Here is a 26,356-nt window from a genome sequence, read left to right as displayed (position 1 = left end):
CAAAGAAACGGTTGCATGTCGTGATTCGAGGAGATCGTTCGAGATGAAAATTAAGTTCTATTTTGCTTTGGCGAGCTTGCTCTTTGTATTCGCCGGCGTACTAAGAGGCCAGGCCCCTACCGCCACTCTCGTAGGGCGCGTCACTGATCCGACGTCGGCAAACATCGTTGGCGCAACCATTACCGTCATCAACGCTGCGACCAACGAAACCCGCACCACCAGGACCGACGCCAACGGCCAATACACGGTCACCAACCTCGATCCCGGCATATACAACGTCACCATCGCCATGGCTGGATTCAGCCAGCTCAACGAGAGCAATCTTCGCCTCGCCACAGAACAGACCGCCCGCCTCGATGCCAGCCTGAAAGTCGGCGTCACTAGCGACACCGTCAGCGTATCCGCCTCCGAGGTCGGCCTGCTCAACACCGAAACGTCCTCCAAGGGTGACGTCATCACCCCCGTCGAGATATCCGAAATCCCCCTCAACGGCCGCGACTTCAACGACCTCGCCTTTACTGTTGCCGGTGTCCAGCCCGCCGAGCAGAATGCCAAGGGAGCGCCTTATGTCGCTAATGGCTCGCGCGCCGATTCCAGCGGTGTTTACGTTGACGGCATCAACGACGAAAACCCACGCGACGCCGGCTCCCAGATCAGTCCGCCGCTCGACTCCCTCCAGGAGTTCAAGATGGAGACCTCCGGCTACACCGCTCAGTACGGACGCCTCTCCGGCAGCGTCGTCACCATGGTCACCAAGAGCGGTGGCAACCAGTTCCACGGCCTGCTCTTCGAATATCTCCGCAATGACCTCTTCGATGCGCAGTCCTACAACTTCGCCAACATCACAGTGCCTAAGAACAAGCTCCGCAAGAACCAGTTCGGCGGAGGCATCTCCGGTCCCGTCATCATTCCGCATCTTTACGACGGCCACGACAAGACGTTCTTCATCCTGAACCTCGAGAGCCTGCGCTCCGTCACAGGAACCAACGCCACCAGCTTCGTCCCTACAGCTCGCGAGCGCCTCGGCGACTTCAGCCAGTCCGGGCCCATCGTCAACGGCGTTGCTACGCCCTACTACCTGCACAACCCGAACAGCGCGGCAAAGTGTACGCCGCCAACGGTCACCACTGGATGTCTCAATCCATCCAATCCAAGCCAGTTGAAGACGATCGATCCGGTTGCGCAGAAGCTACTGGCCTACTATCCGGCTCCCAATCTGGTCGTTCCTCCCGGCAGCCCCAACTATGCTCTCAACACCAACAGCACCAGCAACTGGAACAACGGCCTGGCAAAGATCGACCAGAAGCTCGGGCAGAACGATCAGCTCGCCTTCCGCTTCCTCCGCCGCTACAGCTCCTCGACCAACCCGACCTCCGGTTCGCCTCTCGGCAACTTCGGCGCAGGCACATCGGTGCATGCAACGCTTATGGGCATTTCCGAAACCAAGGTGCTGACACCAAACCTCGTTAACGACTTTCGCTTCGGCCGCACCCGTACCGTATCGAACCAGCAGGCCAACGACGCAGGTACCAACTACGCGCTCCAGCTCGGCATCCAGGGAACGACGACCATCCCAGCCCTGCTCGGTTTTCCTGCCTTCAAGCCGGCAAGTTATGCCGGGCTCGGCGACAACTCCTCCAACCCTATCTCGTACGTCGTCAACAGCTACGACGGCAGCGATCTCGTCAGCTGGAATGATGGACGGCATAACTTCCGCTTTGGCGGCGACATTCTCTACGTCCAGCTCTTCCAACCGACCAACACCAGCAAGAACGGGCAGTTCACCTACAACGGCAAGCTCACCAGTTCCGCGTCCAACTCCACAAACGGACTCGCCGATATGCTCGCCGGTTTTCCAACTACCAGCGTCCTCATGACTGGAGGCAACAACAACCACCTCTCCAACACCAACTACTCCGTCTTCGCGCAGGACGACTACAAGGTATCGCAGAGCCTCACGCTCAATCTCGGCCTCCGCTACGAACTGCAGACGCTTCCTGTCGAAGAGAACGGACAGCTCACCAACTTCGTTCCATCTCTCGGAAAAATTGTCTACTCGAATGCGTCCGTCCTGCCGAACATCGGTGCTGTTCTTGCTCAAGCAGGGCTTAGCAATTACTACGTCTCCGCGAGCAATGCCGGATATCCCAATGCACTTGTCAACACCAACAAGATGCGGTTCGGCCCGCGCCTGGGTTTTGCTTGGCGACCGTTCCAGGACAACAAGACCGTCATCCGCGGTGGATATGGTGTCTTCTACACTGGCTCGAGGCTTACCTTCATCCGCACCAATCTTGCCGGGCAGTTTCCCTTTTCGGCTACAACGACCTACTCGGCTGTCGCAGCTACGTCCACAGCACCGGCAAGCCTCATCTCTTCGACGAATCCCTTCCCGGCATCAGGAGGTTCGCTCTCTGGAATCCTTACACCCAACGGCTACGATCCCAACGCGCCCTCGGCCAACATGCAAAGCTATAACCTCACCATCGAACGCGAGCTGGGGAAGGGAACGGCTCTCGAGGTCTCCTATGCCGGATCGAAGGGCACGCATCTCGGTCAGGAATTCGACTACAACCAGGAGCGCATCGCCAACGTCAATTCATCCCGCCCTCTGCCGAACTTCTCTGCCATCACCATGGCTTACTTCAACGGGGTTTCGCACTATGATTCACTGCAGGCAACGGTGCGCAGGAGATTCGCCAACGGGCTCTTCTTCCGCGTGAACTACACCTATGCCAAATCGCTCGACTCGCAATCCGGCATCAACTACGCGGGCGGAGGCGGCTACTTCGGCAACCAGGACATTACCAATCCCAAAGCGGAATATGGTCTATCCGACTTCGACATCCGCCACAACTTCACCGGCACCGCGGTCTATCGCACACGCTCCCGCTTCTACGCGCTGCGCGACTGGCAGGCCAGTGGCAGCGTCCTCGCCTATAGCGGACAGCCGTTCACACCCAAAGTCTCCGGTACACAGGATCTCGGTCAGGCGACACGCCCCAACCGGATTTGTAACGGAACGCTCTCGAACCGTACGATCACGCGCTGGTTCGATGCAAGCTGCTTCGTCGTTCCCACCTCCGGCTTCGGCAACTCCGGCAGAAATATTCTCGAGGGCCCAAACAACATCACCATGAATCTGGCGCTCGGCAGAACCTTCTCCGTCGGTGAGTTTGGCAGATTCCAGTTTCGTTGGGAGACCTTCAACACCCTCAATCACCCCGTCTTCGGCTACCCCAGCACAACCATCGGTACCGCCGCAACGGCAGGAGTGATCTCGTCCACCAACGGAAGCAACCGCATCATGCAACTAGGCGCTCGCTATGAGTTCTAGAGGAGATTAGCGGAGAAGATGCAACTAAAGAGAGGATGCCGTGACGTCCTCTCTTTAGTTTGCGTTGCGGCAAGAATCGTAGATGCGAAGCACCAGATCCAGCGCTCGATACCCATCCTCGCCCGAGCACAACGGCGTTCGGCCTTTCAAGCATGCGTCGGCGAAATCAAGAAACTGACGCTCAAACGGAACGACAGAAATAGCCATCGGATCGGAAGCTCCCGAGGCGCTCTTCACTTCCACGGGGGCAGGCTCGCCCGCATCATCCTGGATGTCCCACGCCGTCAGCTTGTCGCCTGTGAGAATTGCAGTGCCCTTCGTGCCATGAATCTCGACGCGCTCCGGAAAGCCGGGCCAGATTGCCGTCGAAGCCTGGATCACGCCCGTCGCGCCGTTTTGATAACGAAGCAGAGCATTCACGATGTCCTCTGATTCAATGCGATGCAGCGCGCCAAGCTGCCATTCAGCGGAGACGCGAGCGACCGGTCCGATGAGAGACAGAAGCAGATCGATCTGATGAATCCCCTGGTTGATCAGCGCACCGCCGCCTTCGACCTGCCAACTGCCCTTGATCGGACGACTGTAGTACTCCGTCGAACGGTGCCACTTCACATAAGCATCCGCCTCGAGAATGCGGCCCAGCCTCCCTTGCTGGATCGCGCGCTTCAAAAACATTGTCGAATCATCGAAGCGACGCTGACTTACAACGCCGAGTTGAATTCCCGCGCTGTCAGCAACGGAGATCATCTTCCGCGCCGTTACCAGATCGATAGCCATCGGCTTCTGCACCAGAAGATGCTTGCCGTTCACGGCGCAAAGCTCCACAACAGGCAGGCGGAAGTCAGGAAACGTGCAGAGGTCGACATAGTCGACCTTGGGATGACGGCAAAGCTCTTCGACCGTAGTGACGTACTCTGCTCCATGCTCCGCAGCAAACGCCTGACCTTTGCTCGCTGTATGGTTGGTGCAGGCAACGATCTCAAAACCGATATTCCGATAAGCAAGCGCATGCTTTGCCGAGATAGCGCCTGTTCCAACAATTCCTACGCGCAAACAAACCTCCGCGAGAAGAGAGAGCTAAACTTTGACGCCGATCTTTTGTTTGAGATAGTCCTTGCTGATCGTCGCCGATTCCTTTGGTGTCCGCGATTTGTCTGGAACACGATCGAGCTCCACAACCGCCCAGCCGCTGAACGCAACCTGATCCAGAGCGGCGAAGACTGCGGGAAGATCGACGCGTCCGCGTCCAAGCTCGACAAACTCGAACGGGTACTTCGCCTTTGGCGTGTCGGCAGGAATGTCGTGAACGTCCTTCAGATGCATAAACAGAAGACGGTCATGATACTTGCGGATCATCTGGATCGGATCGCCTCCGCCGGCGACTGCATGCGCCGTATCGAGTTCCAGCTTCAGATACTTTGGATCGGAGTTCTCAAGGATGAGATCGAGGTTCTCAGGCTTCTGGCTCAGCGTGTTGAGGTGGTTGTGATAGCCAAGCGGAATGCCGATGTCAGCCGTGCGCTTGCCAAGCTCCGTAAGCAGCTTGCCTAGCTTGCTGCACTCCTCGGAAGTTACGGTGCGCGTATACGACGTGAGCTTATCCAATATCTGAAGATAGCGTCCGCCTGCGTCCTTCACGAACTGTGCATGTGCCACATGCGTTGCAATCTGGTCGGCTTCCGGTTCGTCGACGGAGATTTCGCCGCTCGAAAGCGCAACGAAGGTCAGCTTATGCTGCGCCAGCAAGTCCTTAAGCTCGGCAGGCTTGAAGTCCGTCAGCGCGTTAGCGCGCAGTTGGATGCCCCGATAGCCCACGGCTGCGATGTCATCGATGGCCTGCCGCTCTTCGTTGCCCCAGGTGATCGCAGCATAGCCAAACTGGATGTGGCTCTTACGCAGCGCGGCAAACGAAGGCAGTGTGGAAGCAGCAGCTGCTGCGCTGAGGCTTGCCAGAAAAGTACGTCTCGTCAGGTTGCGGCTCATCGGACTCAGATCTCCTTGGGATGCATCCACCCTATCAAAATAAGGCTGGAGCGACACAATAGCTCCAGCCCTTCGGAAAAACAGCTGAATCAATCATGCGCAGGCGGCGGTGGCGGAGCCGTCGAAGGAGGAGTAGGCTTGCCCGTAACGGTGTTTCCCTCCATCAGCTCGACGCGGGTCCCATCCGGATCGTAGATGTTGACCTGCCGCTTCTGATTCACGCCGACAGCAACCTTCAATTCTTTCCCATAGTCTTTGAATGCAGGGCGTGACTCCAGGTCGGCAACAGCCTTCGGCACATCAGGAACCAGCAGCGACATATGGTTCTTGGTGCCATAGGCGGCAGGCAGCTTGCGATAAAGCATGAACTCGACGTAGTCGGTTCCATCCGGAACACGCATGTTGATCCAGCTCAGCTCCTTGGGGTTCGCTCCGCCACGCCATGTCTCCTGAAAGCCGAGAATCTTGCCGTAGAAGTCCATGGCCTTCTCGCTGTTTCCGACGAGGAAGCCCACGTGATAGATCTTGTCGGAGATGCGTGTGCTCGGCTCGAATTTGCCTGCGGACTTAGCTTCCATGCCGTCAGGCAGAGTCTGTACAAACTCAATCAGAGTGCCATCGGGATCTTTAATCATGAAGGCATAATCGCCGGCCTTCGTCTTGCTGCCGTCACCGGCCTTCACATCGACGCCTTTCGAGCGCAGGTAAGCGCGCATCGCTTCGAGATTGTCGACGGTGAAGCAGATGTGGTTCATCATGTTGGGCGGATGTGGTGACGGCTCGTTGAACAGCTCGACATGCTGTTGGTCGTTGATCTTGATGAAGGCGATGCGAATGTCTTTACTGTCTTTCTTGGGCAGCGAGAAGTACTCATCGAAGCCGAAGAAGTCGTGCCAGAATACCAGAGACTTCTGCAGATCGGTGACGTAGTAAGCAGCGTGAGAGATACCCGTAATCTTCGGGCGTGCAGGAGCGGCGTTTTGCGCAGGAAGTTGTGACGGAAGTGATAGCACGAGCGCAAGACCAGCCATAAGCGGCGTGCGGTAACGTTGAATGAACATGAGGACTGCCTTTCGTCAGAGATATAAAACTAATCGACGGCTACAGGCGCCAGCTTCGGCGCAAGCAGGTGAATGACGGTGATAGCGACGAGATATGCCGATCCCGCCAAAAGAAATACAGGAACGTAGTTCCCGTGTGTGATCTGAAGCACAAAGCCGATAAACAGGCCGAAGAACATCATCGAAATAGAACCGCCGCATGCGCCGATACCGACAACCGACGCAACGGCTCGGCGGGGAAACATATCCGAGACCAACGTAAAAAGATTTGCCGACCAGGCCTGATGTGCTGCTGTCGCCAGGCTGATCAGCGCAACTGCTTGCCACAGCGTATGAGCCTTGCCGACAAACATGATTGGAGTAATTGCCACGGCGTAAAGAAGCATCGCTGACTTTCGCGCGCGGTTCACTGTCCATCCCAGGGAGATCAGTTTCGCCGGGAGCCATCCGCCAAAGATGCTGCCAATCGTGCAGACGTTATAGATGACCAGCAGCGGCAATCCCATCTTAGTAATCGATAGACCGAAGCGCGCATTCAGGAATCCCGGCAGCCAGTAAAGATAGAACCACCAGATGGGATCGGTGATGATTTTGCCGAGAAGGAAGGCCCACGTCTGTCGATGTGGAATGAGACGCGACCAGGCGATCTTCGAAGCAGGCTGGGTTGTTGCGCCGCCGTTGATGTACGCGAGTTCTTCATGGGAGATACGCGGATGCTCCGTCGGATTGCGGTAGAGCGCGAACCAGAGCACCAGCCAGATCATAGCGAAGACGCTGGTGGCGAGGAAGGCATACTGCCAGCCAAGATGATAGAGCAGGAAGCCGACAGCAAACGGAGCCAGCGTGGCGCCGATGTTGGTTCCGGAGTTGAAGATGCCCGTTGCCAATGCGCGCTCTTTGCTGGGGAACCACTCTGCGACGGCTTTGATGGCAGCGGGGAAGTTTCCGGCCTCGCCGAGCCCCAGAACGAACCGCGCTATGCCGAACCCGATGACGGCTCCCGAGAGGTTTGCCATCGAGTTGAGCCACGATGCTGAACCAAGGCCAGGGACGTGCCGCAAGAGGGAAGCGGCATCGGTAGCGAGCGCGTGAAGAGCACTGGTGGCGGGAGCATATCCCACCAGCGAGTGCGACATGGAGGCTATGGTCCAGATGACCACAGCAACGGCGTAGCCGATACGAGTGCCAACCTTATCGATGAAACCGCCGCTCAGAAGCAGGCCCAGAGCATAGGCCGCGGAGAAGATGGACACGATTGCTGCAAATTGAACCTCAGTCAGGCCGATTCCGCGGATCGGATCCTGAAGCGCCGGCTTGAGCAGCGCAAGCACTTGTCGGTCCATGTAGTTCAGCGTTGTCGCAAAGAAGAGCAGTGCGCATATCTTCCACCGGTATCCGCCTCCTGGGGATATGACTGATCCAGCGTCAGCAGCGACACGCGGAGCTTGTTCGTTTTGAGATGGTGCCGATGTCTGGACGCGCATTGCAGATACCTTGCCGAACTGAGTTAGGGTGATTTCGGATAGAGATGTTCAGAGATCCAGATCAAGCGGTTCGTGCGATAGCCGCCTTCAGCTCCTGAACAAAGGGCGGCACAACCTGGTATGGATCGTAGGGTTTACCGGGAGTCGACAAGGTTTCGATCGGAAGATATCCACTGTATCCGGAGGATCGTACGATACGGAGGAGGCGGTCCAGGTCGAGCTTGACGTCGCTGGCCGCACCGAAGGCGCTCTGCTTGACTTGCCAATTGACGGCGTAGGACGCGGCTTTTTGCATGTCGACGTAGGGATCGGGAGAGCGGAAATAGCCTGTGTCAACGATGGCTCCGCACCACGGAGAATCAACGAGGCCAACCAGCTTGATCAGGTCATCGCTGGTACGCAGAAAGTCGCCGTGGTTCTGGACACCGATGATGACGCCATGCTCCTTGCCAAACTGCGTGCACTCCCGCAGGTCATCGGCGATCCATTCACGTACCTGGTCCCCGGTGAATCCTTTGGCGACGTCATGCCAGGTCATGTTGCGCATCTGGGTGTCGGCGAAGACGCGAAGCACAGGAGCGCCAAGTTTTGAGGCGACAACGACCCAGTCCTTGATGATCTTGAGGTCAGCTGCCCGCTTGTCTTTTTCTGAGGTCGTAAAGTTGTTCCGCGCCCCTGTGCCACTGATACCGACGCCGGCCTCGAATGCCTTGCGCTTCAGGTCGAAGATGTAGGTGTCCGGAGGAACGTCGGGGAAGCCGGGGAAGAAATACCCGGTTGGGTCGATTCCATCGATGTTGTGCTTTGCACAGAAATCGACAAGGCCGAAGAGGTCGATGCCGTCCTGCCCGCGCTTGACCTTCGCATTCAGCAGGCGGCTGAAGGAGAAGGCATTCAGCGATACCTTCAGCATGGTTGCCCCTGCTCTTGGCACCGGTTTGATCTCTCCTTGAACGGACTGAGTGATCTGCATGGTGGCCAGGGCCACCAAAGGAGCTGTTCCAGCGGTTCCAAGAAAGCGTCGGCGTGTCCAATTCTGCATGGATGAAACTTGTTTCAAGAGTTCTCCCATCTTCCTTTGCTACCATCGTTTGCCGGAGGGAGAGTCAGCAAGTTAATTAACGGTATAGCAATTCCTGGTATCCGAGGTGACTACGGCTGTTTAGGTTCAATTACTTGCGGACTTGCCCTATACGTTAAGAGCGGTTTAATCGCTGGTTGACGATGGTTCCGCCCTTCAGGTAGCGTTTCAATTCGTGATAGATACGCAGGAAAGTTGCGATGTGCAGGCGTGCAAGGAGCTCGTGAATCGAATTGTCGCGAGCAATTTGATCGCGAAATCAGCCCGGCTCAGAGATTTATTTCTGTACCTTTGCGGCAAGGCGCTCGATGAGTCGATCGACGACATTCACGAACTTGAGTTAGGACACAAGGTCTTTGGCAGGCCGGAGCACTACGATACAGCGGCCGACAATATTGTTCGTGTTCATGCCTCGTTGCTGCGAAAGCGTCTCGCGGAGTACTTCCAGACCGAGGGTGAAAATGAGCCCCTGGTGGTTGAGATCCCAAAGGGGAATTACGCGCCAATATTTCGTAAGCGCGAGCTCGCCGTGAATGGGAAGCTACCTGAACTGGCCGATGTCCCTGTTTTCTCGATGCCGTCCATGACGACAGAGATCAAAGAACCGCGAGAGCAGATGTTTCCTGTAGTCTCGCTGGTTAAGGGGCCTTCCATCGCGGTTTGGAGCGCGTGGGGTTTCGGTTTTCTCACGGTACTCTTGGCGTCTCTTTGTGCGTTCTTATTAGTTCGAAGTAAGAATGAAATAACACACAGCTCTTCCATACAGGGAGCTACAATACGCCAGTTCTGGTCCGGGATATTTCAGCAGGGCAACCCTGCCCATGTCGTGCTGGATGATGCGTCGTTGGAATTTTATCAACAGGTATCAGGACGGCAGGTTTCTCTGACGGAATACTTCGACAGAAGCTATCTGCACCCGATAGGCGATGAAGCGGAAGCCTCGCACCTGGATCCGAAGGCCGTCCAATCGTTTCTTCTGAAGCGGCAGTCGAATTTTTCGGATGTTAATCTTGTGGGTCGACTGTCGCAGACTGCGGAAGTCTTTGGAACAAGCACCAATCTGTACTTTGCCAGGGATTTCTCCTTCCGGCAGCTCAAATCCGGCAACATCATTCTGTTGGGAACACGACAATCCAATCCATGGATTCAGGCGCTTGATTCTTATCTTGCACTACGGTGGAAGTACGATCCCGCTCTGGACAGCTACTACCCGATCGACATCACCGCCAAAGCACAGGACGCGGATAAGTTCCGGTCAACAGTCGACGGTTCCAAAACTCATGATGGCTATGCCAGCATCGCGTTTCTTCCGAATGTGAGCGGTACCGGCAATATTCTCGTCATCTCGGGCACAGGTGGGGCAGCCATCGGTGCGGCACTGGACTTCCTGAAAGACGAGTCTTCGATGTTGCAACTGCGTTCGAGGATGGGTTCAACCGGGAAGGCATTTCCGTACTTTGAAGCTCTGCTGAAAACAGAGAACGGGGGAGGCCTCCCCCGTTCGGTAACAATTATCTTGAGCCGTTCGCCGAAGGCACTCTCTTCGAGTGCCTCCTAGAGAACAGTGGCCGGTTATTGGGATGTCTCCAGCACCCAGATATTTCTGAACTGCACAGGCATGCCATGTTCCTGCAGCTGGATGGGGCCTTTCGAGGCTTCACCCAGCTTTGCGGCGTTCAGAGTTACTGGACCCAGGATGTGATCGTTGTATAGCGGCTCACCGTTCAACATCAATGTCACCTTTGCGTCGGCGGTCTTCTGTCCGGTTGCATCGAATCGAGGGGCTTTGAAGTCAATGTCGAAGGTCTGCCACTCAAGCACCGGACGTGAAGCGCGAATCCCCGGCTTGGTTGCGATGGAGTTATCGAACTGCCCGTTGGGATTGGCCGTCAGGCTGCCGTAAGTCTCATTAATGTTGGCCTCGTAGCGGTCCTGAATGTAGACGCCGCTGTTGGTTGGGCCGCCGATGGTGCGGAACTCGACGTGGATTTTTGCATCGCCAAAGGTCCGCTTGCTGATGCAGTTGCCGGTACGCGGGACAGATTCAACGGCATCGCCCGGAACAAGATGCCATTTGCAGGGGCCATCTTCCTTCAGCCACTCCTTCTCCATCATCTTCGACCACTCATCCATATTCTTTCCGTCAAACAGGACGATGGCGCCTTGAGGCGGTTTCATGCCGAGCGTCGGAGACGAGCGCGTGATGTGCTGCAGATCGATGCTCTGATCTCCGTTCTTAGCCTTCAAATGCCCGTTTTCAATCGAGCCCGTCCAGCCATCACCTTCCAGCGGAAGGACACCGTTGGCGAGTGTCCCATTCAGCGCGGCTACGGGAATGTCATGCGGCTGGTCAAACTGTTTGAAGAGGTGGACTTCGTACTTGGCGTTGTCGTCTTGTTGCGGGATCAGGTCTTCCTTGGAGTAGATCTTGTCCATGATGGGAACAACCTGGGCGACGAGCCCGCCGGTCCCTTGCCAGTCGCCTCGCAGTGCATCGGTAGCGGCCCAGTAGAACGGATGCGGCAGCTCAACCTTACGCGGCGCTCCTTTGGTTCCGCCTTTTGAGCCTTTCCTGGAGCCTCCATCGGGCTGGGAGTCTGCGGGGTCTGCGCCGGCCGTGGCGACGTCGCCTGCCTTCGGAGGCTCCATGACTTCGACGCGATTCTTGTTCAGGTCGTAGATCTCGACCACGTTCTTTCCATTCGGCAACTGATGCACATCAGCAATCGCATCGGGAAACTGCTTCATCTGAGGCCTGGCCGCGATTTCAGCTGTCATCTTCGGCACGTTTGCGTTCGAGAGGCAGATGTGGTCCTTAATATGGAAGCGCGCCTCTTCAGGTTTCCGCTTCTCCCAGCCGACCTCAAATCGATCAGCGCTGCCCGGTACAGCCATCTTGGAGCCGTCACCTTCCTTGGTGAATCCAAAGGCGTCGGTATAGAACTTCCAGGTGGTTTCCTTGTCTTTGACCAGAAGACCGATATGGTCGATGTGGTCGGAGATGCGAGTGGCGGGCATGAACTTGCCTTTGGTCGCCGTCACCTTGCTGCCCGGCATGTACTGAACGATCTGGATCGTGAACCCGGACGGCTCTGTGATGTTGAAGCTTAGATCGCCTTCTTCATTCTTCGTTACGGCAGTGGGTACGGTAACGCCGATGGAAGCCAGATGGTCTCTCATGCCTTTGGCGTCGTTCGTCTCAAAACCCGCATCATGGATATAGCCGTAGTTTTTTACCGGTTCGGCATAAAGCTGGATGAACTGGTGGTCGTTGATTTTGATAAAGACGACATGATCGGAGCCGTCCCGGTTCTTGAGCGTGAACGCCTCCTGAAAACCGAGAAACCCTTCGTAGTAGTCGCGCGCCTGCTTCAGGTCGCTGACGTAATACGCCATGTGCGCCATGCCGATGATGCGAGGTTTCTCTTGGGCACGGAGATCAGGATGAAATATAACTGACAGCATCAAGAAGAGGGCTGATTTCAAAAGTCGGGTTTTCACGAAGGCCTCAATTTTGTGGATTCTCAAAAAGACTCTCGGGTCAGGCGGCGGGGACGAACAAGTTAATTCACGGTCAAGGCCTTGGCGAGGATTCGTCGTGTCCTAATAAGAGAGTTTCATCTTTATTTATCAGTTGTTTGCAGCCAATATGGTCTTAACGTTAAGACATATTGGCGTCTCTGCCGCAATCTCTCAGGATCAATGGCTTTAGTCGAGCGAAAGCCTTCGGCGTGATGTCTTAAATTCATGGGAACAGGAGTCACTCATTGAGGTTGAGGACTGTCGTCAAACCAGCCTGCGTAACAGCGAAAAGACGAACCTAACGCATATCGCCGCAATCACGGCTGCAGTCGATCTTCCGGTGAGTGCGGATTTCATGTCAGGATATGGGAGCTCGCCAGAGCAGGTAGCTGAGAGTGTCGCTCGCTGCATTGCAACGGATGAAGGCGAAGGATGAGGACTGGGTGTTTCCCAATCGCATCAAGAATGCGGGCAAGAAGATGAAGCCCGGTCCGATCTGGCACGAGACTCTCATGTCCCGGCGCATTCAGCCGGTGGCAAGGGAGCTTGGACTTCCACATATCACGTGGCGTCTTCTCCGACATTGGGGAGCGACACAGATGGTGGCGGCTCGTGTGCCCATCAAGGCAGCGCAGGAACGCCTTGGGCACTCGTGTCCCGACCTTCTTCTCAAGGTCTATGCCCATGTCCTCGATGAGTCGGCGGACATGGCGGCAGAGACGCTGAGCGGGCAGTTGAGCGGTGGTTTTTCTGCCGCGCGATCTGCCCAACTGGCGGACTTATCAGGGGTTATTCGCTAATTGGCAACCATATTGGAAACCATGCGGATTGACTGCCTCGATAAATCGCTCTAAGTTGTTGAGAAGATTTGGAGGCGCGGGTCGGGATCGAACCGACGCATAAAGGTTTTGCAGTTCAGGTACTTTATTCTAACTAGTTGATAAAACGCGCCAGTTCCGTCGAATGATGTTCTCGAAAGAGCCTGTTTTAGTACCGTTTTTCCCCTTATTGGCAACCACGAATCTCGGAGAAATGAGGGCTTTTAAGCTGCAGGCTCAGGACAGATACTTTCCAGCGTTGTAGACCATCGCCTCAAGCGGTTCCTGCCATCTTTGACCGGAGAATCCCATCGGTCTCCAGACGGCTGATCCAGCTTTTCTTCCAGGTTCCTCGATCGAACATCGACATCGTTCTGTGCTCGCACAGGCAGCATGCGACTATATTCAGACGCAGTTGCGAACGAGGGCTTTGATTCGAGAGAGTTCGCGGCCCCGGCTCCGCTAATAATTTGGAGTCGTTGTAGAGCATCGGTACGTGTCATCGTTTGTTTCGGTCACTAGTTAGAGAAGGGAACTGCCGTAGCTATGATATCCCGCGAAGTGATTGGGTGTCTGTCAGGTCACATCGGTAACACCCGGCTTAGCTATACGAACTCAGCGTGTCAGGTATCGGAGATCGACGCCACGGACAAGCGGCTGCGCTGGTCGGCAAACCGGCAGCGGTCTTCGCTGGTCAGCTGGTCTTCCATATTGAGTACGAATGCAGCGAGCACCGCGGGACCATCTCCAACCGGCTAGTAGAGACGTCAGACCAGAACGTTGCGGAAGCGCAACCAGTCGAATCAGGAGTCGGAAAGCATGGGTGGCCTTCGTCCTCGTTCAGTTCTTCGGAGAACCGGGGGGCCTCGGGCTGGACTGCACATAAAGTTGGTTTTTTGCCCTGCTCTCCGGTTCACCGAGATCGTGGTGATGATATCGGGGCGACTCGCTGGCGCTGTGGTTGGCGCATGTTATGTAGGGCGTCCGGCTAACGCCGATCCAGATAACCGGCGGGTTGGTGGCGTCGAGGTAGCTCCCGGTGCTGTTGATCCCTGCGACAGCGGTGCAATCCCCTCAGCAGCCCAGAGCGATCGACGGCAATGGCTCCTTGTGTACGCAATGGTACGCAAGGAGCCATTATGGAAACGCTGAAGGTTGGCATGAGAGAGTTCCGCGATAAACTCGCCACCTACCTGCTCGAATCGGAAACTCCCGTGGCCATCATCCGTCATGGCGATACCGTGGGGTATTTCATCCCCGCCCGCCGCAGGCGAACCGACGCTGACAAGGACGCGTTGCGCGAAGCTGCAACTCGCTGGCAGGAGATCCTCGATGCCGAAGGCATCTCGGAAGAGGAAGCTGTAGCCGATTTCAAACATTGGCGAGCCAAGCAGAAACGATGACAGACCAGAAACGGCTTGTGCTCGATGCAAACATCCTTCTGCGCGCTGTATTCGGGGCACGTGTGCGCGGTCTTCTCGAAGCCTATGAAGACTCTGTGTCGTTCTATGCCCCGGATATTTGCTTCACGGATGCCCGGAAATGCATTCCTTCCCTGGCTGCCAAGCGCGGAGTAGACCCGTCCCCAGGGATTCTGGTGCTCGATCACTTATCGCGTCTAGTTGAAATCGTGGATCGCAGCTTGTACGAAGAATATGAATCTCCAGCGCGCGAACGAATGATCTCTCGGGACGTCGACGATTGGCCCATCGTGGCTACCTCCCTTCTCTTGAAGTGCCCCGTTTGGACCGAAGATCGAGATTTCTTCGGCAGCGGCATATCCACTTGGACGACTGAGACGATTGAGCTCTATTTGTGAGACGTATAACTTCTCGGCAAACGCCGCGGCTGGAATCCTTCTCAGCAAACCTTCCGATTCAGGCTGTTATCACGCCGCAGAATAACCAACATTCATTTTGTTATTGGACACAGCGAACTGACCTCCCATAGGTTTGCACCAAGCTGACGTCGATGTCAGCGGAGGTGCAAAGATGCTCAGAATCCGCCCTGCAATCCGATTGAGAAAGCCTCTCAATCGGTCGTCCAATCTCTCCGCCAAACGGTGGGCAAATCCGCTCTCCAAGCAATCCCTCCGACATGCCCTTCACCTGATGGGGCCGACGCTCGCTGTGCTCACCCTTCGTGGGCATTAGCAGCGGCATAGCTCACGCGCAGGGAACGATGGATTTCTCTGGCGCAACGGCGCTGATGCAAACATTCAAGACTGGTAACGATAGCCGTGATAGGAAGATAAATAGGGATATTCTCAAGGTGGATCAGTACACGACTATCACCTTTGCGCCCAAAACCTACACCGGGACGATCGCACCCTCTGGGGACTCAACTCTTCTGGTGAGCGGTGTGTTCACCCTACTCGGCAATCCTCATGATCTGACGATTCCCATGCAGATTCACGTAGATGGTTCGAAGGCAACCGCAAAGACGCAATTCGACGTTCCTTATGTCTAAGAACCCAAGCTTCATGTTCTGGAAAGCTGAGAACGACGTTGCGATCGATCTTAAAATCGTTGGCCAAGTTTCTAACTGACAAAAAAGTACAGGCATAGATCACGTAACGCAGGCTCAGGGCACTCTCTGAATGAATCAAGAAATGTTGAAAATGTGGTTGCGGTGCACTCGATCCGCCTGACATAGTTCAAAGATTTGTACGGAGTGGTTCAATTTTTTGAAATCAATACTCTGAATAACTCAAAAATATGGCTTTTCTGCGTCCCATGGCTGGCCCTCTAAATGCTGTTAGGATGACGGTGCTTTAGAGTGAACGAGAGACCCTATATCTGATGCCCCACCGCTTTTCACTTGCCGATAACATCGTTAACCGTTCAGTTATCGGATCGGTTTACCTCGCTGTTCTGCTGATCTTCTTCGGCGCACAGATGCTTTTCACCACCTTCTTGGCCCTGCCACCGCTTTCTGTCTTTCTACTAATTGCGTTTGCGAGCAGCCTTCGCCTGATTGAGATTTTCTGCGCGGAACAGATTGTGGCTTTAGACAAATCGCGAGGCCGGTGGTTTGCTATTCCGTCGATTGCATGGGCCTTGTGCCTTGCTCTTCTATTGGCCGTACTGACGCGCCAGCCAGATACGCACTATTTCGGGATGTTGATTCTGCCGATTCTAGAGGCGGCAATCTACTTTTCGCTTGCGGCGACACTATTTGTCGCTACGATAGCGTCGATCCTCTCTCTCTTTTGGGTCGCGTATGTCAGTCACTTTACCCCACCCTTTGAAAGTGGCGAGATACTCGAAGCAAGCACACTGGTTCTCGTCTATTTCGTTGTCGGGTGCCTGGTATGGCTATTGGTTCACATGCTGCGCGATCGCGAGGAGCAGCTCCACCATCAACTTGATGACCTAGAAGCAGCGCGTGGCAAGCTTATTGAAGAAGAGAAACTTGCTGCAATAGGGAGGTTGGCCAGCGCCATCGCTCACGAAATCAGAAATCCTGTAGCGATCATATCCAGCGCGCTTGAGACTGCGGCCTCACAATCATTCGCGTCCCAGGAACGGGAAGAGATGTCGAGGATCGCGGGCTTGGAAGCGAAGCGATTGGAAAAGCTCACGACAGATTTTCTCTCATACGCGAAGCCAGGTCGCGGCCCTTTTCAACAGCTTGATGCCACAGCGCTGATTGGCTACATCGTCTCAATTGTGCGGCCGCAGGCTATTCAGAAGAACTTACAGATTAAGGTTGAGTTATGCGATGCCTGTCAGGTCTTTGGCGATGAGAGTCAGCTGCAGCAGGCACTTTTGAATCTGATGCGTAACGCCATTGAGGCTTCGCCTCAAGATGGTCTCATCCGCCTTACCGTTGCCCCCCTCTCCAGAGAGAGTCTGCAAATCAAGATCGAAAATCCCGGTCCTGCGATCCCGCCTCGGGTCATGCACCATATCTTTGAGCCATTCTTTACCGCGAAGGAAGGTGGCACCGGTCTCGGTCTTGCTATCGTCAGAAGTATTGTAGATAGACACCACGGTGAATTGAGTCTTGAGCGGAATGATGTAGACCATATCGTCTTCACAATGACTCTTCCTTCAGCCAATAAAAACGTTGTGTTGCAAGCGTATCCTGCTACGGAGTCTTAGCATGGCCAGAGTCCTCGTTGTCGAAGATGAACCCAATATGCGAAAGGTGCTGACTGCTAACCTTCGGCAAGACGGGCACGTTCTAGTAGAAGCTGCAACTGTTAGAGACGGCTTGCAGGCAGTCTATGGCAATGATTTTGAGGTTGCGCTGCTCGACCAGAAGCTACCTGATGGGGAGGGTTCGGAGGTACTCCGGGCAATTCAGCAGTCAGAGCCGTCAACCGCAGTAGTTGTGCTGACGGCATATGGCACCGTCGAACTTGCGGTCGAAGCGATGCGAAGCGGTGCGTTCGACTTTTTGACCAAGCCTTTCTCTTCAGACAACCTCCGAGCGGTTGTGAGTCGTGCTGCAGAATGGTCTTCACTGCAGCGGGAGAATTATCTACTGCGCAACACGGTTGACAGGCTTGAAGGACAATCGGAGATCCGAGGGAGCAGCCCATCCGTTGTAAAGTTACGTCAACTTATCTCGCGGGTGGGACCGACTGAAGCCACGGCACTCATAACCGGAGAAACCGGAACGGGAAAAGAACTTGTAGCGCGAGCAATCCACAAAAGCAGTACTCGGGCGAACAAGCCGCTCATCAGCGTTAACTGTGCTGCCTTTTCCGAGACCTTACTTGAGAGTGAGCTCTTTGGACATGAACGGGGCTCATTTACTGGAGCGGACAGGGTACACCACGGGCTCTTCGAAGCGGCGCACGAGGGAACGCTCTTTTTGGATGAGGCGGGGGAGATGTCCGCCGCAGCACAGGCTAAACTCTTGCGTGTTTTGGCGGAAGGAAAGATCACCCGCGTTGGCTCCACTGTTGCACGAGATGTCGATGTTCGGGTACTGGCAGCTACGCATCGCGATCTGAAGAAGGAAGTACAAGAAGGAAACTTCCGACAGGATCTCTACTACCGGCTAGCTATCGTGCCAATCGAGGTCCCTCCATTACGCGAAAGGGTCATGGATATTCCTGAGATCGCGGAATATCTACTGCGGCAGATCACAAGCGATCTGAAGACAGCGGCGCGCACGCTTCACCCGGATGCTCTGCAACAGTTAATGTCCTACAACTTTCCCGGCAATGTACGCGAACTTCGTAACTTGTTGGAGCGCGCCTGTATCCTGACGAGCAGTCCGGAAATACTTTGGTTCGATCTACCGGAAATCCTCCAGGACGAAGCCTCAACGGGGTCCGGCTTCCCGGTTTTCAGCGGAGCACAGCTTCCTGACGAATTTCATTTGCGCAGCACGCTCGCCGCCTGGGAACGAACGATTATTGAACAGACCCTAGCGAAGACCAATGGATCGAAGACGGAGGCGGCTCGCAGGCTTGGTCTTTCCAAAAGCGATCTTAGCTACAAGCTCTCGAAGTATGGCCTATAGCTGGCGTGGCACATTGTTCAAAATCTTGAACTAGCGTTCGAATTCTCGTCCGCACGAGGAACGATAGAGTTTCTTCTAGTCCATTATTTCAATAGCCTTCTCATGATTTGTTTGGCCTTCCAATTGCCTTATTCATGGCAGACACATGAGGCAAACAAACATATTCAAATCGCGACTTTTTCTATTTGTCATCGGGATTGTTCTTGTGCCGCTGCCGCCCAGCATCTTCGCGGAGGATACATCATTACGGGCACTATCTCTCCACGATGCTATCGTCTCGGCTCTAAGCAAACGACCGGAGCTGCAGGCAGCAGCACAGGTTGAGGGATCAGCCCTTCAACTACGCCGTCAGGCAGGATTTCTTCCCAATCCAAGGCTCTTTTATCAATCGGAGAATCTACGACCTGGAGTGGACTTCACACAGGGCGTTGATACCTTTGCATACGCAACCGAGGTCCTCGAAGTATCGGGCAAGCGGGGAGCGCGGATCGCAACAGCCAACAGTTTTGTCAACCGTTCTCAACTCATGTTGGAACAGCAGAAACGATCTATCGAACTGCACGTCGCCCAGACCTACTGGGATGCGCTTCGGCTACAGTATCTGCGCACGCTAGCGGAACAAAATGTTGGTTACTATCGCGAGATTCTCGACTACCACGAGAAACGCTTCAATGAGGGCAAAATTGCCGCAGTCGATCTGCTTCGTGTGCGTCTGGAAGAAGCACGTGCCGAAGCAAGTGCGGATTCCAGCAGGCTGTCCGAGGCACAGGGGAAGCAGAAGCTGGCCCGAGAGATGGGATTGGCTGCACCGGAAAGCTGGCGTTTGAGCGAGCCCTTTGATGTATTAAATCTTCCCAAAGAAGCTCCTTCGACGGATACGCCACAGGGGGAGCGCATCGAGATAAGGCAAGCGCGACAAGCGATCGATACCGCGCGCGCGAATCTGATGACGCAGAAGGCTCAAGGACGGCCCGACGTCGATGCGCTATTGGGATACAAGCATACGGCTGGCTTTAATACGATGATCGCTGGCTTTCAGCTCAATCTGCCCATCTTCGATCGCAATCAGGGAGCGGTAGCAGCGGCCCGCTTCGACATCGAAGCCAATCGGTCCACCCTCGCGGCGGTTCAACAGCAAAGCGCGAGCGACCTGGCATTGGCTCGCATGTCTTATGACACATGGAAGCGCCAGATCACGGACCGCTACAGGCCACTGCTAGACCAAGCTGTCGATATTGCAAATATCTCTCGCGCCGCTTATCGAGAAGGTGGGACAGACCTTCTTCGCCTGCTGGATGCGGAGAAGTTGCGCGTGGACACGCAGGGAGTATGGGTGGAAGCACTAGGCAACTATCACCAGAGCGTTGTCTCCCTGGAATACGCTGAAGGGCTTGAGCCATGAACATGGAATTCGATTTGGAATTGCGAGGGCAGATCGATATGAGGCAACGAATGGAACAGCACACGTGGACACAGTCCGTCAGAGTGAGGGTGATGCTTACTGTCCTTGTGGTGAGTATAGGCTTTTTGAACGGATGTCATCGTTCATCAGCCAACAACAACGAAGCTTCAACTAGTGCATCCAATCAGAATGCGATTTCAAAGAGCGCGGGTGAAGGAGCAGAGATCGTTCTTCCCGTCACGGAACAGCAGGGTACCATCGCTACAACCACACTTGCTGTTCAGAGTGCCCCCGATCTGCTGCGGTTCCCAGGGAAGATCGTTTTACCGGACAATGAAAGCTGGCATGTCGGCGTACTGTCAACAGGCCGTATTGAACATGTCTACGCAAATCTTGGTGACTACGTCCATAAAGGTGCTGTGCTTGCTCGCATGCACAGCCACGATGTACATGACGCCCGGGCAACCTACGCAATCGCGGTTGCCGAAAAGAGCCGTCTCCAGTCGGCTGCTACATTAGCGCAGGTCAACTATGACCGTATGCAGCGCCTCTATGCGCTCCGCGCGGCTTCGGTAGAGCAAACCGAACAGGCGCGTCAAGAACTGGTCAATGCGAAGACGGCCCTTGAGAACGGACAGACCGATGTAATCCGCAGCAAGACGCATCTCGAAGAGAACCTTGGAATCCCCGCCGACCTGCCAGCAAATGCGCATGACGAAACCGCCGAACTAATTCCGATCGTCGCGCCAGCAAGCGGATATGTTCTACAGAAGAACGCGACTCCCGGCACAACAGTGGCACCAGCCACCGATATCTTTGTTCTTGGAGAACCAAGGCATTTGTGGATGCTCGCTGCAGTCGGCCAGGAACTTCTCGGTCAGCTGAAGGTGGGGCAAAGCGCATGGGTTACTCTTCCGGGGATTCCGGGGCAACGATTCGCAGGGCGGATTAGCAATCTAGGTCAAGAGTTTGACCCCACAACCCGCCGCCTTCAGGTTCGTATTGATCTCGATCATGCGGGAGACATCCTGCGCCCCGAAATGCTGGCAACAGCAGAGATTGCTGTCGGTGAGACGCACCCGCTCATCCTGATTGCACCGGAAGCCGTTCAGCAAGTGAACGGTCAGGATATTGTCTTTGTTCGCAAGGCCGCCAACCGATTCATGTTGCGTCCGGTACGCGTCGGCGGTTCCGTGAACGGCAAAGCCGTCTTAGAAGATGGAGTTCACCCCGGCGAAGAAGTCGTGACTCAAGGCAGCTTTCTCTTGAAATCACAACTCCTCAAAGCATCCATGCAGGGAGATTAACCACACTATGTTCGCCAAGATTCTGACTTTCTCCCTTGCTCATCGTTGGGTGGTATTGCTCGCCGTTCTCGTTCTTGTGGCGCTAGGAGGCTGGGTTGTCAACACCATTCCCGTCGATGCCTTTCCAGATCTGACCAACAATCAAGTCGTTATTGTGACGGATGCCCCATCGATGCCTCCAACGGAAGTAGAGCAACTCGTCACCTACCCTATCGAACGTACCCTGCTGGGAATGCCAAAGCAGCAGCAGGTACGCTCGCTCTCCAAACTGGGGCTCTCGATGGTTACTGTAGTCTTCGACGACGATGTGCCAACCTACTTCGCACGCCAGCTCGTCAACGAACGTCTACAACAAGTAGCCACCTCTCTCCCTGTTGGAATTCAACCTGTGCTCAGCCCACCGTCGACTGCCTTTGGTGAGCTGTATCAATACACACTGACGGGAAGTGGTTTATCCCCGATGGACCTGAAGGATATACAGGAATGGGAGATCAAACCTCAGCTGCGAACTATTCCCGGCGTTAGCGACGTAAACACCTGGGGTGGTGAGACAAAACAATATCAGATCAAAGCCGACCCCGCCCTTCTCCAGCAGTACGGGCTCACGTTGAAAGACGTTGCTATGCGCGTCGCCGAGAACAACACCAACTTCGGCGGCGGCTATATCGAGCACGCCTATGAGCAATACACTTTACGTGGCCAGGGACGGGCCGCCAGCCTCAACGATATCGGCAACATTGTCTTGCTTGCAAACCAAGGGACACCGGTCATGCTGCACGATGTCGCACAGGTGGTGATAGCCCCGGCGCCCCGGCAGGGTGCGGTATTGCGAAATGGCGAAGCTATCTCAGGAATGGTCATCATGCTGAAGGGTGAGAACGGCAAACAGGTTATCGAGTTGGTGAAACAAAAGATTGCTACCCTTCATCTTCCCGCTGGTGTCACTCTTAAACCTTTCTATGATCAATCGACGGTCATCGACGGAACTATTCATACTGTTGAACACAATCTCTTTGAAGGCTTCATACTTGTCACCGTGGTGTTGCTCCTGTTCCTCGGCAGCTTTCGCGCTGCTCTGGTAACAGCCTCGATCATTCCGCTCTCTCTGCTTTTTAGCTTCCTGGGGATGAAATTATTTGGCATCAGTGCCAACCTGATGAGTTTGGGCGCCATTGATTTCGGCATGATCGTCGATGGCGCAGTCGTCATGATTGAGAACTCCGTCCATCGTATGCAGGAACATGGCGAGGACGAAGACGCGGCAACATCGATCGCACATGCTGGTCTTGAGGTCGCACGGCCCATGGCATTCGGCGTCGGTATTATCATCGCTGTCTACCTGCCGATCCTCTTTCTCGAAGGACTCGAGGGCCGCATGTTCCGCCCTATGGCCATCACCGTTTGCGCGGCACTCCTCGGATCTTTGCTTTTGGCCCTAACCGTTATTCCCGTGCTCAGTTCCTTTGTCTTCCGCAAGGGTCTTCGCAAGAAGCAGAGCCACCAGCAAGGCGGATCATGGATGGATAAGCTGACCGTCCGCTATACCGCAGGTCTCTCCTGGGTCATCCGTCATCGGATACTCGTCATCGCCGCAATGGCAATCGTCATGATCACTTCTTTAGCTTCACTAGCGTTCATTGGCACTGAGTTCATGCCCCGTCTCGACGAAGGCTCCATCTTGGTAGAGACGCGCAAGCTTCCCGGCATATCTCTCACAGACTCCATCGAGATCTCGAAGCGTGTCGAGGAGACGCTTCGTACCTTTCCAGAGATTCAGGATGTAACAACAAAGATTGGCCGACCTGACTTTGCCACCGAGGCGATGGGCATCAATGAAGGTGATGTATATGTTGCCCTCGCCCCAGCCAAAACCTGGAAGAGGTTCCACGCTAAGGAAAAGCTTATCGATGCCATGGACAAAGCGCTTGCGCAGATTCCAGGCATCAACTACGACTTCACACAGCCCATGGCGATGCGCCTCGATGAGACCGTCTCCGGAGTGAAAGCTGATTTGGCCGTCAAGATCTTCGGAGATGACTTCCAGCAACTCGACGCGATTGCGCAACAAGTGCTTCGTCAGGTCAATACAGTGCGGGGTGCCGAAGACGCACAAATGGAGATTAACTCGGGCGTCGCGGAGTTGAGCGTTAAGGTTCGCAGAGATGCGCTTGCACGCTATGATCTGAATGTTACCGATGTGCGACAGGCAGTGGAAGCGGGCGCTTCGGGAGCTCTGGTATCGGAGGTGATCGACGGCCAACGTCGCTACACCATTGCTCTCCGATTGCCCGATAGGTATGGCACAGACTTCGTATCGATGCGAGAGATTCCATTGCACGCCCCAGGTGGAGAGGTTGTATCGCTGGGACAGGTCGCGGACGTAGAAATAACGCGCGGAGCCGAGAAGATCAATCGCGAGGAAGGCCAACGTCGCATCGTTGTTATGTCTAATGTGAGAGGCCGTGATCTCGGCAGTTTCGTGGCGGAGGTCCAGCAGAAGGTGAACAGCAGTGTTAGGTTGCCAGCTGGTTACACCATCACCTACGGCGGCCAGTTTGAGAACCAGCAAAGAGCAATGCGACGACTTCTGCTGGTGGTCCCGCTGGCGCTAGCAATCGTATGCGGTTTGCTCTACATGACCTTCCACTCCATTAAACAAGCCGCACTTATCCTGATCAACGTGCCGTTTGCACTTGTGGGCGGTATTGCCTCTCTGTGGATCTTTCATCTTAACCTGAATCTCTCGGCATCGATCGGCTTCATCGCATTGCTTGGCGTCGCCGTGCTCAATGGTGTGGTGCTTGTCAGTTCCATCAACCAATTGAGAGACGAAGGGGGATCGTTGCATCATGCAGTTCTTCAGGGTTCGAAACGTCGTTTGAGACCGGTACTGATGACGGCGCTCGTCGCCAGTCTCGGATTTGTTCCTATGGCCGTCTCCACTTCGACTGGTGCCGAGGTACAGCGTCCCCTCGCGACCGTCGTTATCGGCGGGCTGATCAGTTCCACCTTGCTGACGCTGTTCTTGCTACCAACGCTCTACGATTGGTTCGATAGATCTCCTAAATCTGAAGAACCGACTCATGCTGGGAACCTGATTTCTGCGTCATGATCCAAGTAGAGATGTGGGAAGCTCTCCGTGCTCTCTCACACCTCCTAGGTGTTACTTACGCTTTATAAGCTTTACGAAGGAGACAAGATGCCAAAGGTTCAAGTCGAACGACATCGCACCGACCGGGTTGGCTGGTTGCGGGCTGCGGTCCTGGGTGCAAACGATGGGGATACTGTCTACCAGCAGTCTGGTACTCGGTGTCGCAGTGGCGCATGGAACACAAAGAAATATTATGGTTGCAGGGGCAGCTGGTTTAGTTGCAGGCGCGATGTCGATGAGTGGATGGATCGTAACTCTGTCACCAAGGTGAGAACTTCGACAAAGCGATTGCGCGAGCCGGACGTGGCGGCACCGGTCGAATTTGCTTCGCTCATCACGGAACTTGATCTGCGGGAACGAGCGATGGTGATGTTGGCGGGAAGCTCTGGCCTGCGAGGATCAGAGCTTGTCGCGCTGACATGGAGCGACCTTGATCTTGATGCTGGTTCATGTTCTCCGGTCTTGTGTGCGGAATCATTTCGGAGACACGAAAATCGAGGCGAGTCGGAAACCCGTTCCTCTTCATCCGGCTGTGGTGAAGTGTCTTGAGATATGGCGGAAAGAATCGTTCTATCCTGATGATGAGCACTTCATCTTCCCGTCGGTTCGGCGTGAAGGCAAACAGCCTCTATCTCCCGACACCTTGCCCAACAAGATCATTCGGCCAGCAGTGATAAGAGCCGGAATCAAGGAGTAAGACCCCATCGGGTGGCACAGCTTCCGCCATTCTCTTGCGGCCAATCTGCGGGCAGCAGGTGCGGACCTCAAGACGGCGTAGGGGTTTCTGCGTCATGCAAACTCGCGGATCACATTGGACGTTTATCTGGGAAAACCGATGGATCGTCCCCGGCGGAGCTGCTGTCCTGTACGAAGACATCTTTCTTTGTTTGAAGTCAGAGACCCACTGCTTGCCATCGTAGATCGTGATATGATCATGCGGATGAGCGTCACTTCCAGCGAACACAGCCGCATCAGCCTGCTGTAGCGTGTAGCCGCCTGGAGAGATGACAGTGGCTCCATTCTTCAACAGAGTTGCCCCCAATCCTTGGCATCGACTGGACGACCACGTGTATCTACTCCACCGGCTTCAAAGGCCCTTTGGCAATAGGCACCACACTTCCCTAAGGCCCCTTCTCCGCGTGTTGATCGGTATAGTTAGCAATGGCGTTCTTTGCCGATGGCATGATGGCCTGACGAAATCGGAGGTTCGGAAGCAAATGAGCACAGTTCTTGCTAACCCGGCGGAGATGATCGCGCATGGTGCTCCGCGCATCATTCACAGTGATGCGGAATTGGAAGCCTATACTGATGCGCTCTTTCGACTGACAGCTCTGGACAATCCTTCTTCGTCAGAAGCGGAAGCCATCGAATTGTTGACACTGCTAGTGGAACGATACGAACGAGAACACTATCCTATTCCTGTGTCTGATCCGATTGAAGTCGTTCGATTTCTCATTGAACAGCACCTTACGCAACGTGATCTGATTCCTCAATTTGGCTCGGAAAGCGCTGTCTCGATGTTTCTGGCCGGACAGCGGAAGTTCACGCTGGCTCAGGTCCGAAAACTGAGCGCCAGGTTTAGCTGCCGACAGATGTCTTCATTGGAGAAGAATAGTAGAGCTTGCAGATGCAGGTCCTGTGACCTTACCGGAAGCGATTTCTGAATAGTTATTGTTCCCTGAATAGCTCCGAGGTTCTGAGCTTAGCCATAGAGCAGGAATCATTTAGC

Annotated in this window: 24 protein-coding genes; 17 read left to right on the top strand and 7 right to left on the bottom strand. The window is 54.8% G+C overall.

Annotated features, from left to right (window positions below; all coding sequences use genetic code 11):
- The first annotated feature begins 43 nt into the window (after positions 1-43).
- Positions 44-3,337: a carboxypeptidase-like regulatory domain-containing protein gene (locus tag H7846_RS12295; RefSeq protein WP_186692438.1), complete on the top strand. Its 3,294-nt coding sequence runs from the start codon at positions 44-46 to the stop codon at positions 3,335-3,337.
- Positions 3,338-3,391: 54 nt separating this feature from the next.
- On the opposite strand, the gene H7846_RS12290 is transcribed toward H7846_RS12295, so the two are convergent.
- The 5 genes from H7846_RS12290 to H7846_RS12270 form a co-directional block, all read right to left on the bottom strand.
- A complete protein-coding gene (locus H7846_RS12290) occupies positions 3,392-4,390 on the bottom strand; it encodes a Gfo/Idh/MocA family protein (protein WP_186692437.1) in 999 nt (332 codons plus the stop codon).
- Positions 4,391-4,414: 24 nt separating this feature from the next.
- Positions 4,415-5,320: a sugar phosphate isomerase/epimerase family protein gene (locus H7846_RS12285; RefSeq protein WP_186692436.1), complete on the bottom strand. Its 906-nt coding sequence runs from the start codon at positions 5,318-5,320 to the stop codon at positions 4,415-4,417.
- An 89-nt stretch (positions 5,321-5,409) separates the two neighbouring features.
- Complete coding sequence (locus tag H7846_RS12280; protein ID WP_186692435.1) at positions 5,410-6,381, bottom strand: VOC family protein; 972 nt, start codon at positions 6,379-6,381, stop codon at positions 5,410-5,412.
- A 29-nt stretch (positions 6,382-6,410) separates the two neighbouring features.
- Positions 6,411-7,865, bottom strand: coding sequence for an MFS transporter (locus H7846_RS12275; RefSeq protein ID WP_186692434.1), 1,455 nt, complete (start codon positions 7,863-7,865; stop codon positions 6,411-6,413).
- Positions 7,866-7,926: 61 nt separating this feature from the next.
- Positions 7,927-8,925, bottom strand: a complete 999-nt coding sequence (locus tag H7846_RS12270) for a sugar phosphate isomerase/epimerase family protein (protein ID WP_186692433.1) — start codon at positions 8,923-8,925, stop codon at positions 7,927-7,929.
- Between the two features lie 244 nt (positions 8,926-9,169).
- On the opposite strand from H7846_RS12270, the gene H7846_RS12265 reads away from it, so the two are divergent.
- The gene (locus H7846_RS12265; RefSeq protein WP_186692432.1) at positions 9,170-10,504 is read left to right on the top strand and encodes a hypothetical protein; all 1,335 of its coding nucleotides are present in this window, start codon (positions 9,170-9,172) and stop codon (positions 10,502-10,504) included.
- A gap of 14 nt (positions 10,505-10,518) precedes the next feature.
- Here the strand turns inward: H7846_RS12265 and H7846_RS12260 are convergent, their stop codons facing one another.
- Positions 10,519-12,447 carry a family 16 glycoside hydrolase gene (locus tag H7846_RS12260; RefSeq protein ID WP_186692430.1) on the bottom strand — a complete coding sequence of 643 codons (1,929 nt, stop codon included), beginning with the start codon at positions 12,445-12,447 and terminating at the stop codon, positions 10,519-10,521.
- A gap of 361 nt (positions 12,448-12,808) precedes the next feature.
- Here H7846_RS12260 and H7846_RS18145 point away from each other — a divergent pair, with 361 nt between their 5' ends.
- The 14 genes from H7846_RS18145 to H7846_RS18135 all read left to right on the top strand — a co-directional run bounded on the left by H7846_RS18145 (position 12,809) and on the right by H7846_RS18135 (position 25,176).
- Complete coding sequence (locus H7846_RS18145; RefSeq protein ID WP_370561245.1) at positions 12,809-12,904, top strand: hypothetical protein; 96 nt, start codon at positions 12,809-12,811, stop codon at positions 12,902-12,904.
- On the top strand, positions 12,864-13,268 hold the full coding sequence (locus tag H7846_RS12250; protein WP_186692429.1) for a tyrosine-type recombinase/integrase: 405 nt from the start codon (positions 12,864-12,866) through the stop codon (positions 13,266-13,268). Before H7846_RS18145 ends, H7846_RS12250 begins: the two co-directional genes overlap by 41 nt.
- A 564-nt stretch (positions 13,269-13,832) precedes the next feature.
- Positions 13,833-14,045: a hypothetical protein gene (locus tag H7846_RS12245; protein WP_186692428.1), complete on the top strand. Its 213-nt coding sequence runs from the start codon at positions 13,833-13,835 to the stop codon at positions 14,043-14,045.
- A gap of 380 nt (positions 14,046-14,425) precedes the next feature.
- On the top strand, positions 14,426-14,689 hold the full coding sequence (locus H7846_RS12240) for a prevent-host-death protein (RefSeq protein WP_186692427.1): 264 nt from the start codon (positions 14,426-14,428) through the stop codon (positions 14,687-14,689).
- Positions 14,686-15,105 carry a PIN domain-containing protein gene (locus H7846_RS12235; protein ID WP_186692426.1) on the top strand — a complete coding sequence of 140 codons (420 nt, stop codon included), beginning with the start codon at positions 14,686-14,688 and terminating at the stop codon, positions 15,103-15,105. Before H7846_RS12240 ends, H7846_RS12235 begins: the two co-directional genes overlap by 4 nt.
- A 172-nt stretch (positions 15,106-15,277) precedes the next feature.
- The gene (locus H7846_RS12230; RefSeq protein WP_186692425.1) at positions 15,278-15,439 is read left to right on the top strand and encodes a hypothetical protein; all 162 of its coding nucleotides are present in this window, start codon (positions 15,278-15,280) and stop codon (positions 15,437-15,439) included.
- 28 nt (positions 15,440-15,467) lie between these two features.
- Complete coding sequence (locus H7846_RS12225; protein WP_370561244.1) at positions 15,468-15,755, top strand: YceI family protein; 288 nt, start codon at positions 15,468-15,470, stop codon at positions 15,753-15,755.
- A gap of 332 nt (positions 15,756-16,087) precedes the next feature.
- Positions 16,088-17,392 carry a sensor histidine kinase gene (locus H7846_RS12220; RefSeq protein ID WP_186692424.1) on the top strand — a complete coding sequence of 435 codons (1,305 nt, stop codon included), beginning with the start codon at positions 16,088-16,090 and terminating at the stop codon, positions 17,390-17,392.
- Between the two features lies 1 nt (position 17,393).
- Positions 17,394-18,767 (top strand): sigma-54-dependent transcriptional regulator, encoded by a 1,374-nt coding sequence (locus H7846_RS12215; protein WP_186692423.1) that lies wholly within the window; start codon positions 17,394-17,396, stop codon positions 18,765-18,767.
- A gap of 145 nt (positions 18,768-18,912) precedes the next feature.
- Positions 18,913-20,169: a TolC family protein gene (locus tag H7846_RS12210; RefSeq protein ID WP_186692422.1), complete on the top strand. Its 1,257-nt coding sequence runs from the start codon at positions 18,913-18,915 to the stop codon at positions 20,167-20,169.
- 50 nt (positions 20,170-20,219) lie between these two features.
- On the top strand, positions 20,220-21,476 hold the full coding sequence (locus tag H7846_RS12205; RefSeq protein WP_186692420.1) for an efflux RND transporter periplasmic adaptor subunit: 1,257 nt from the start codon (positions 20,220-20,222) through the stop codon (positions 21,474-21,476).
- A 7-nt stretch (positions 21,477-21,483) separates the two neighbouring features.
- Positions 21,484-24,588: an efflux RND transporter permease subunit gene (locus tag H7846_RS12200; RefSeq protein ID WP_186692419.1), complete on the top strand. Its 3,105-nt coding sequence runs from the start codon at positions 21,484-21,486 to the stop codon at positions 24,586-24,588.
- Positions 24,589-24,751: 163 nt separating this feature from the next.
- Positions 24,752-24,898, top strand: coding sequence for a VIT1/CCC1 transporter family protein (locus H7846_RS18180; protein ID WP_449240077.1), 147 nt, complete (start codon positions 24,752-24,754; stop codon positions 24,896-24,898).
- On the top strand, positions 24,871-25,176 hold the full coding sequence (locus H7846_RS18135; protein ID WP_370561243.1) for a tyrosine-type recombinase/integrase: 306 nt from the start codon (positions 24,871-24,873) through the stop codon (positions 25,174-25,176). The genes H7846_RS18180 and H7846_RS18135 overlap by 28 nt, the downstream gene beginning before the upstream one ends.
- 79 nt (positions 25,177-25,255) lie before the next feature.
- Here H7846_RS18135 and H7846_RS17995 read toward each other — a convergent pair whose 3' ends face one another.
- The gene (locus H7846_RS17995; RefSeq protein WP_255460603.1) at positions 25,256-25,654 is read right to left on the bottom strand and encodes a hypothetical protein; all 399 of its coding nucleotides are present in this window, start codon (positions 25,652-25,654) and stop codon (positions 25,256-25,258) included.
- A 190-nt stretch (positions 25,655-25,844) separates the two neighbouring features.
- On the opposite strand from H7846_RS17995, the gene H7846_RS12190 reads away from it, so the two are divergent.
- Positions 25,845-26,291, top strand: coding sequence for a helix-turn-helix domain-containing protein (locus tag H7846_RS12190; protein WP_186692418.1), 447 nt, complete (start codon positions 25,845-25,847; stop codon positions 26,289-26,291).
- The last annotated feature ends 65 nt before the right edge of the window (positions 26,292-26,356 follow it).

The sequence above is a fragment of the Edaphobacter sp. 4G125 genome (genome assembly GCF_014274685.1).
GTDB lineage: Bacteria > Acidobacteriota > Terriglobia > Terriglobales > Acidobacteriaceae > Edaphobacter.
Note: the sequence above shows the minus strand (reverse complement) of the source record. Positions and strands in the feature narration are given on the sequence as shown.

Coding starts and splice junctions, on each gene's coding strand:
- H7846_RS12295 (WP_186692438.1), top strand. CDS start 44: ATGAAAATTAAGTTCTATTTTGCTTTGGCGAGCTTGCTCTTTGTATTC.
- H7846_RS12285 (WP_186692436.1), bottom strand. CDS start 5,320: ATGAGCCGCAACCTGACGAGACGTACTTTTCTGGCAAGCCTCAGCGCA.
- H7846_RS12280 (WP_186692435.1), bottom strand. CDS start 6,381: ATGTTCATTCAACGTTACCGCACGCCGCTTATGGCTGGTCTTGCGCTC.
- H7846_RS12275 (WP_186692434.1), bottom strand. CDS start 7,865: ATGCGCGTCCAGACATCGGCACCATCTCAAAACGAACAAGCTCCGCGT.
- H7846_RS12245 (WP_186692428.1), top strand. CDS start 13,833: ATGATATCCCGCGAAGTGATTGGGTGTCTGTCAGGTCACATCGGTAAC.
- H7846_RS12240 (WP_186692427.1), top strand. CDS start 14,426: ATGGAAACGCTGAAGGTTGGCATGAGAGAGTTCCGCGATAAACTCGCC.
- H7846_RS12235 (WP_186692426.1), top strand. CDS start 14,686: ATGACAGACCAGAAACGGCTTGTGCTCGATGCAAACATCCTTCTGCGC.
- H7846_RS12230 (WP_186692425.1), top strand. CDS start 15,278: ATGCTCAGAATCCGCCCTGCAATCCGATTGAGAAAGCCTCTCAATCGG.
- H7846_RS12225 (WP_370561244.1), top strand. CDS start 15,468: ATGGATTTCTCTGGCGCAACGGCGCTGATGCAAACATTCAAGACTGGT.
- H7846_RS12220 (WP_186692424.1), top strand. CDS start 16,088: ATGCCCCACCGCTTTTCACTTGCCGATAACATCGTTAACCGTTCAGTT.
- H7846_RS12215 (WP_186692423.1), top strand. CDS start 17,394: ATGGCCAGAGTCCTCGTTGTCGAAGATGAACCCAATATGCGAAAGGTG.
- H7846_RS12210 (WP_186692422.1), top strand. CDS start 18,913: ATGAGGCAAACAAACATATTCAAATCGCGACTTTTTCTATTTGTCATC.
- H7846_RS12205 (WP_186692420.1), top strand. CDS start 20,220: ATGGAACAGCACACGTGGACACAGTCCGTCAGAGTGAGGGTGATGCTT.
- H7846_RS12200 (WP_186692419.1), top strand. CDS start 21,484: ATGTTCGCCAAGATTCTGACTTTCTCCCTTGCTCATCGTTGGGTGGTA.
- H7846_RS18180 (WP_449240077.1), top strand. CDS start 24,752: ATGGGGATACTGTCTACCAGCAGTCTGGTACTCGGTGTCGCAGTGGCG.
- H7846_RS18135 (WP_370561243.1), top strand. CDS start 24,871: ATGGATCGTAACTCTGTCACCAAGGTGAGAACTTCGACAAAGCGATTG.
- H7846_RS12190 (WP_186692418.1), top strand. CDS start 25,845: ATGAGCACAGTTCTTGCTAACCCGGCGGAGATGATCGCGCATGGTGCT.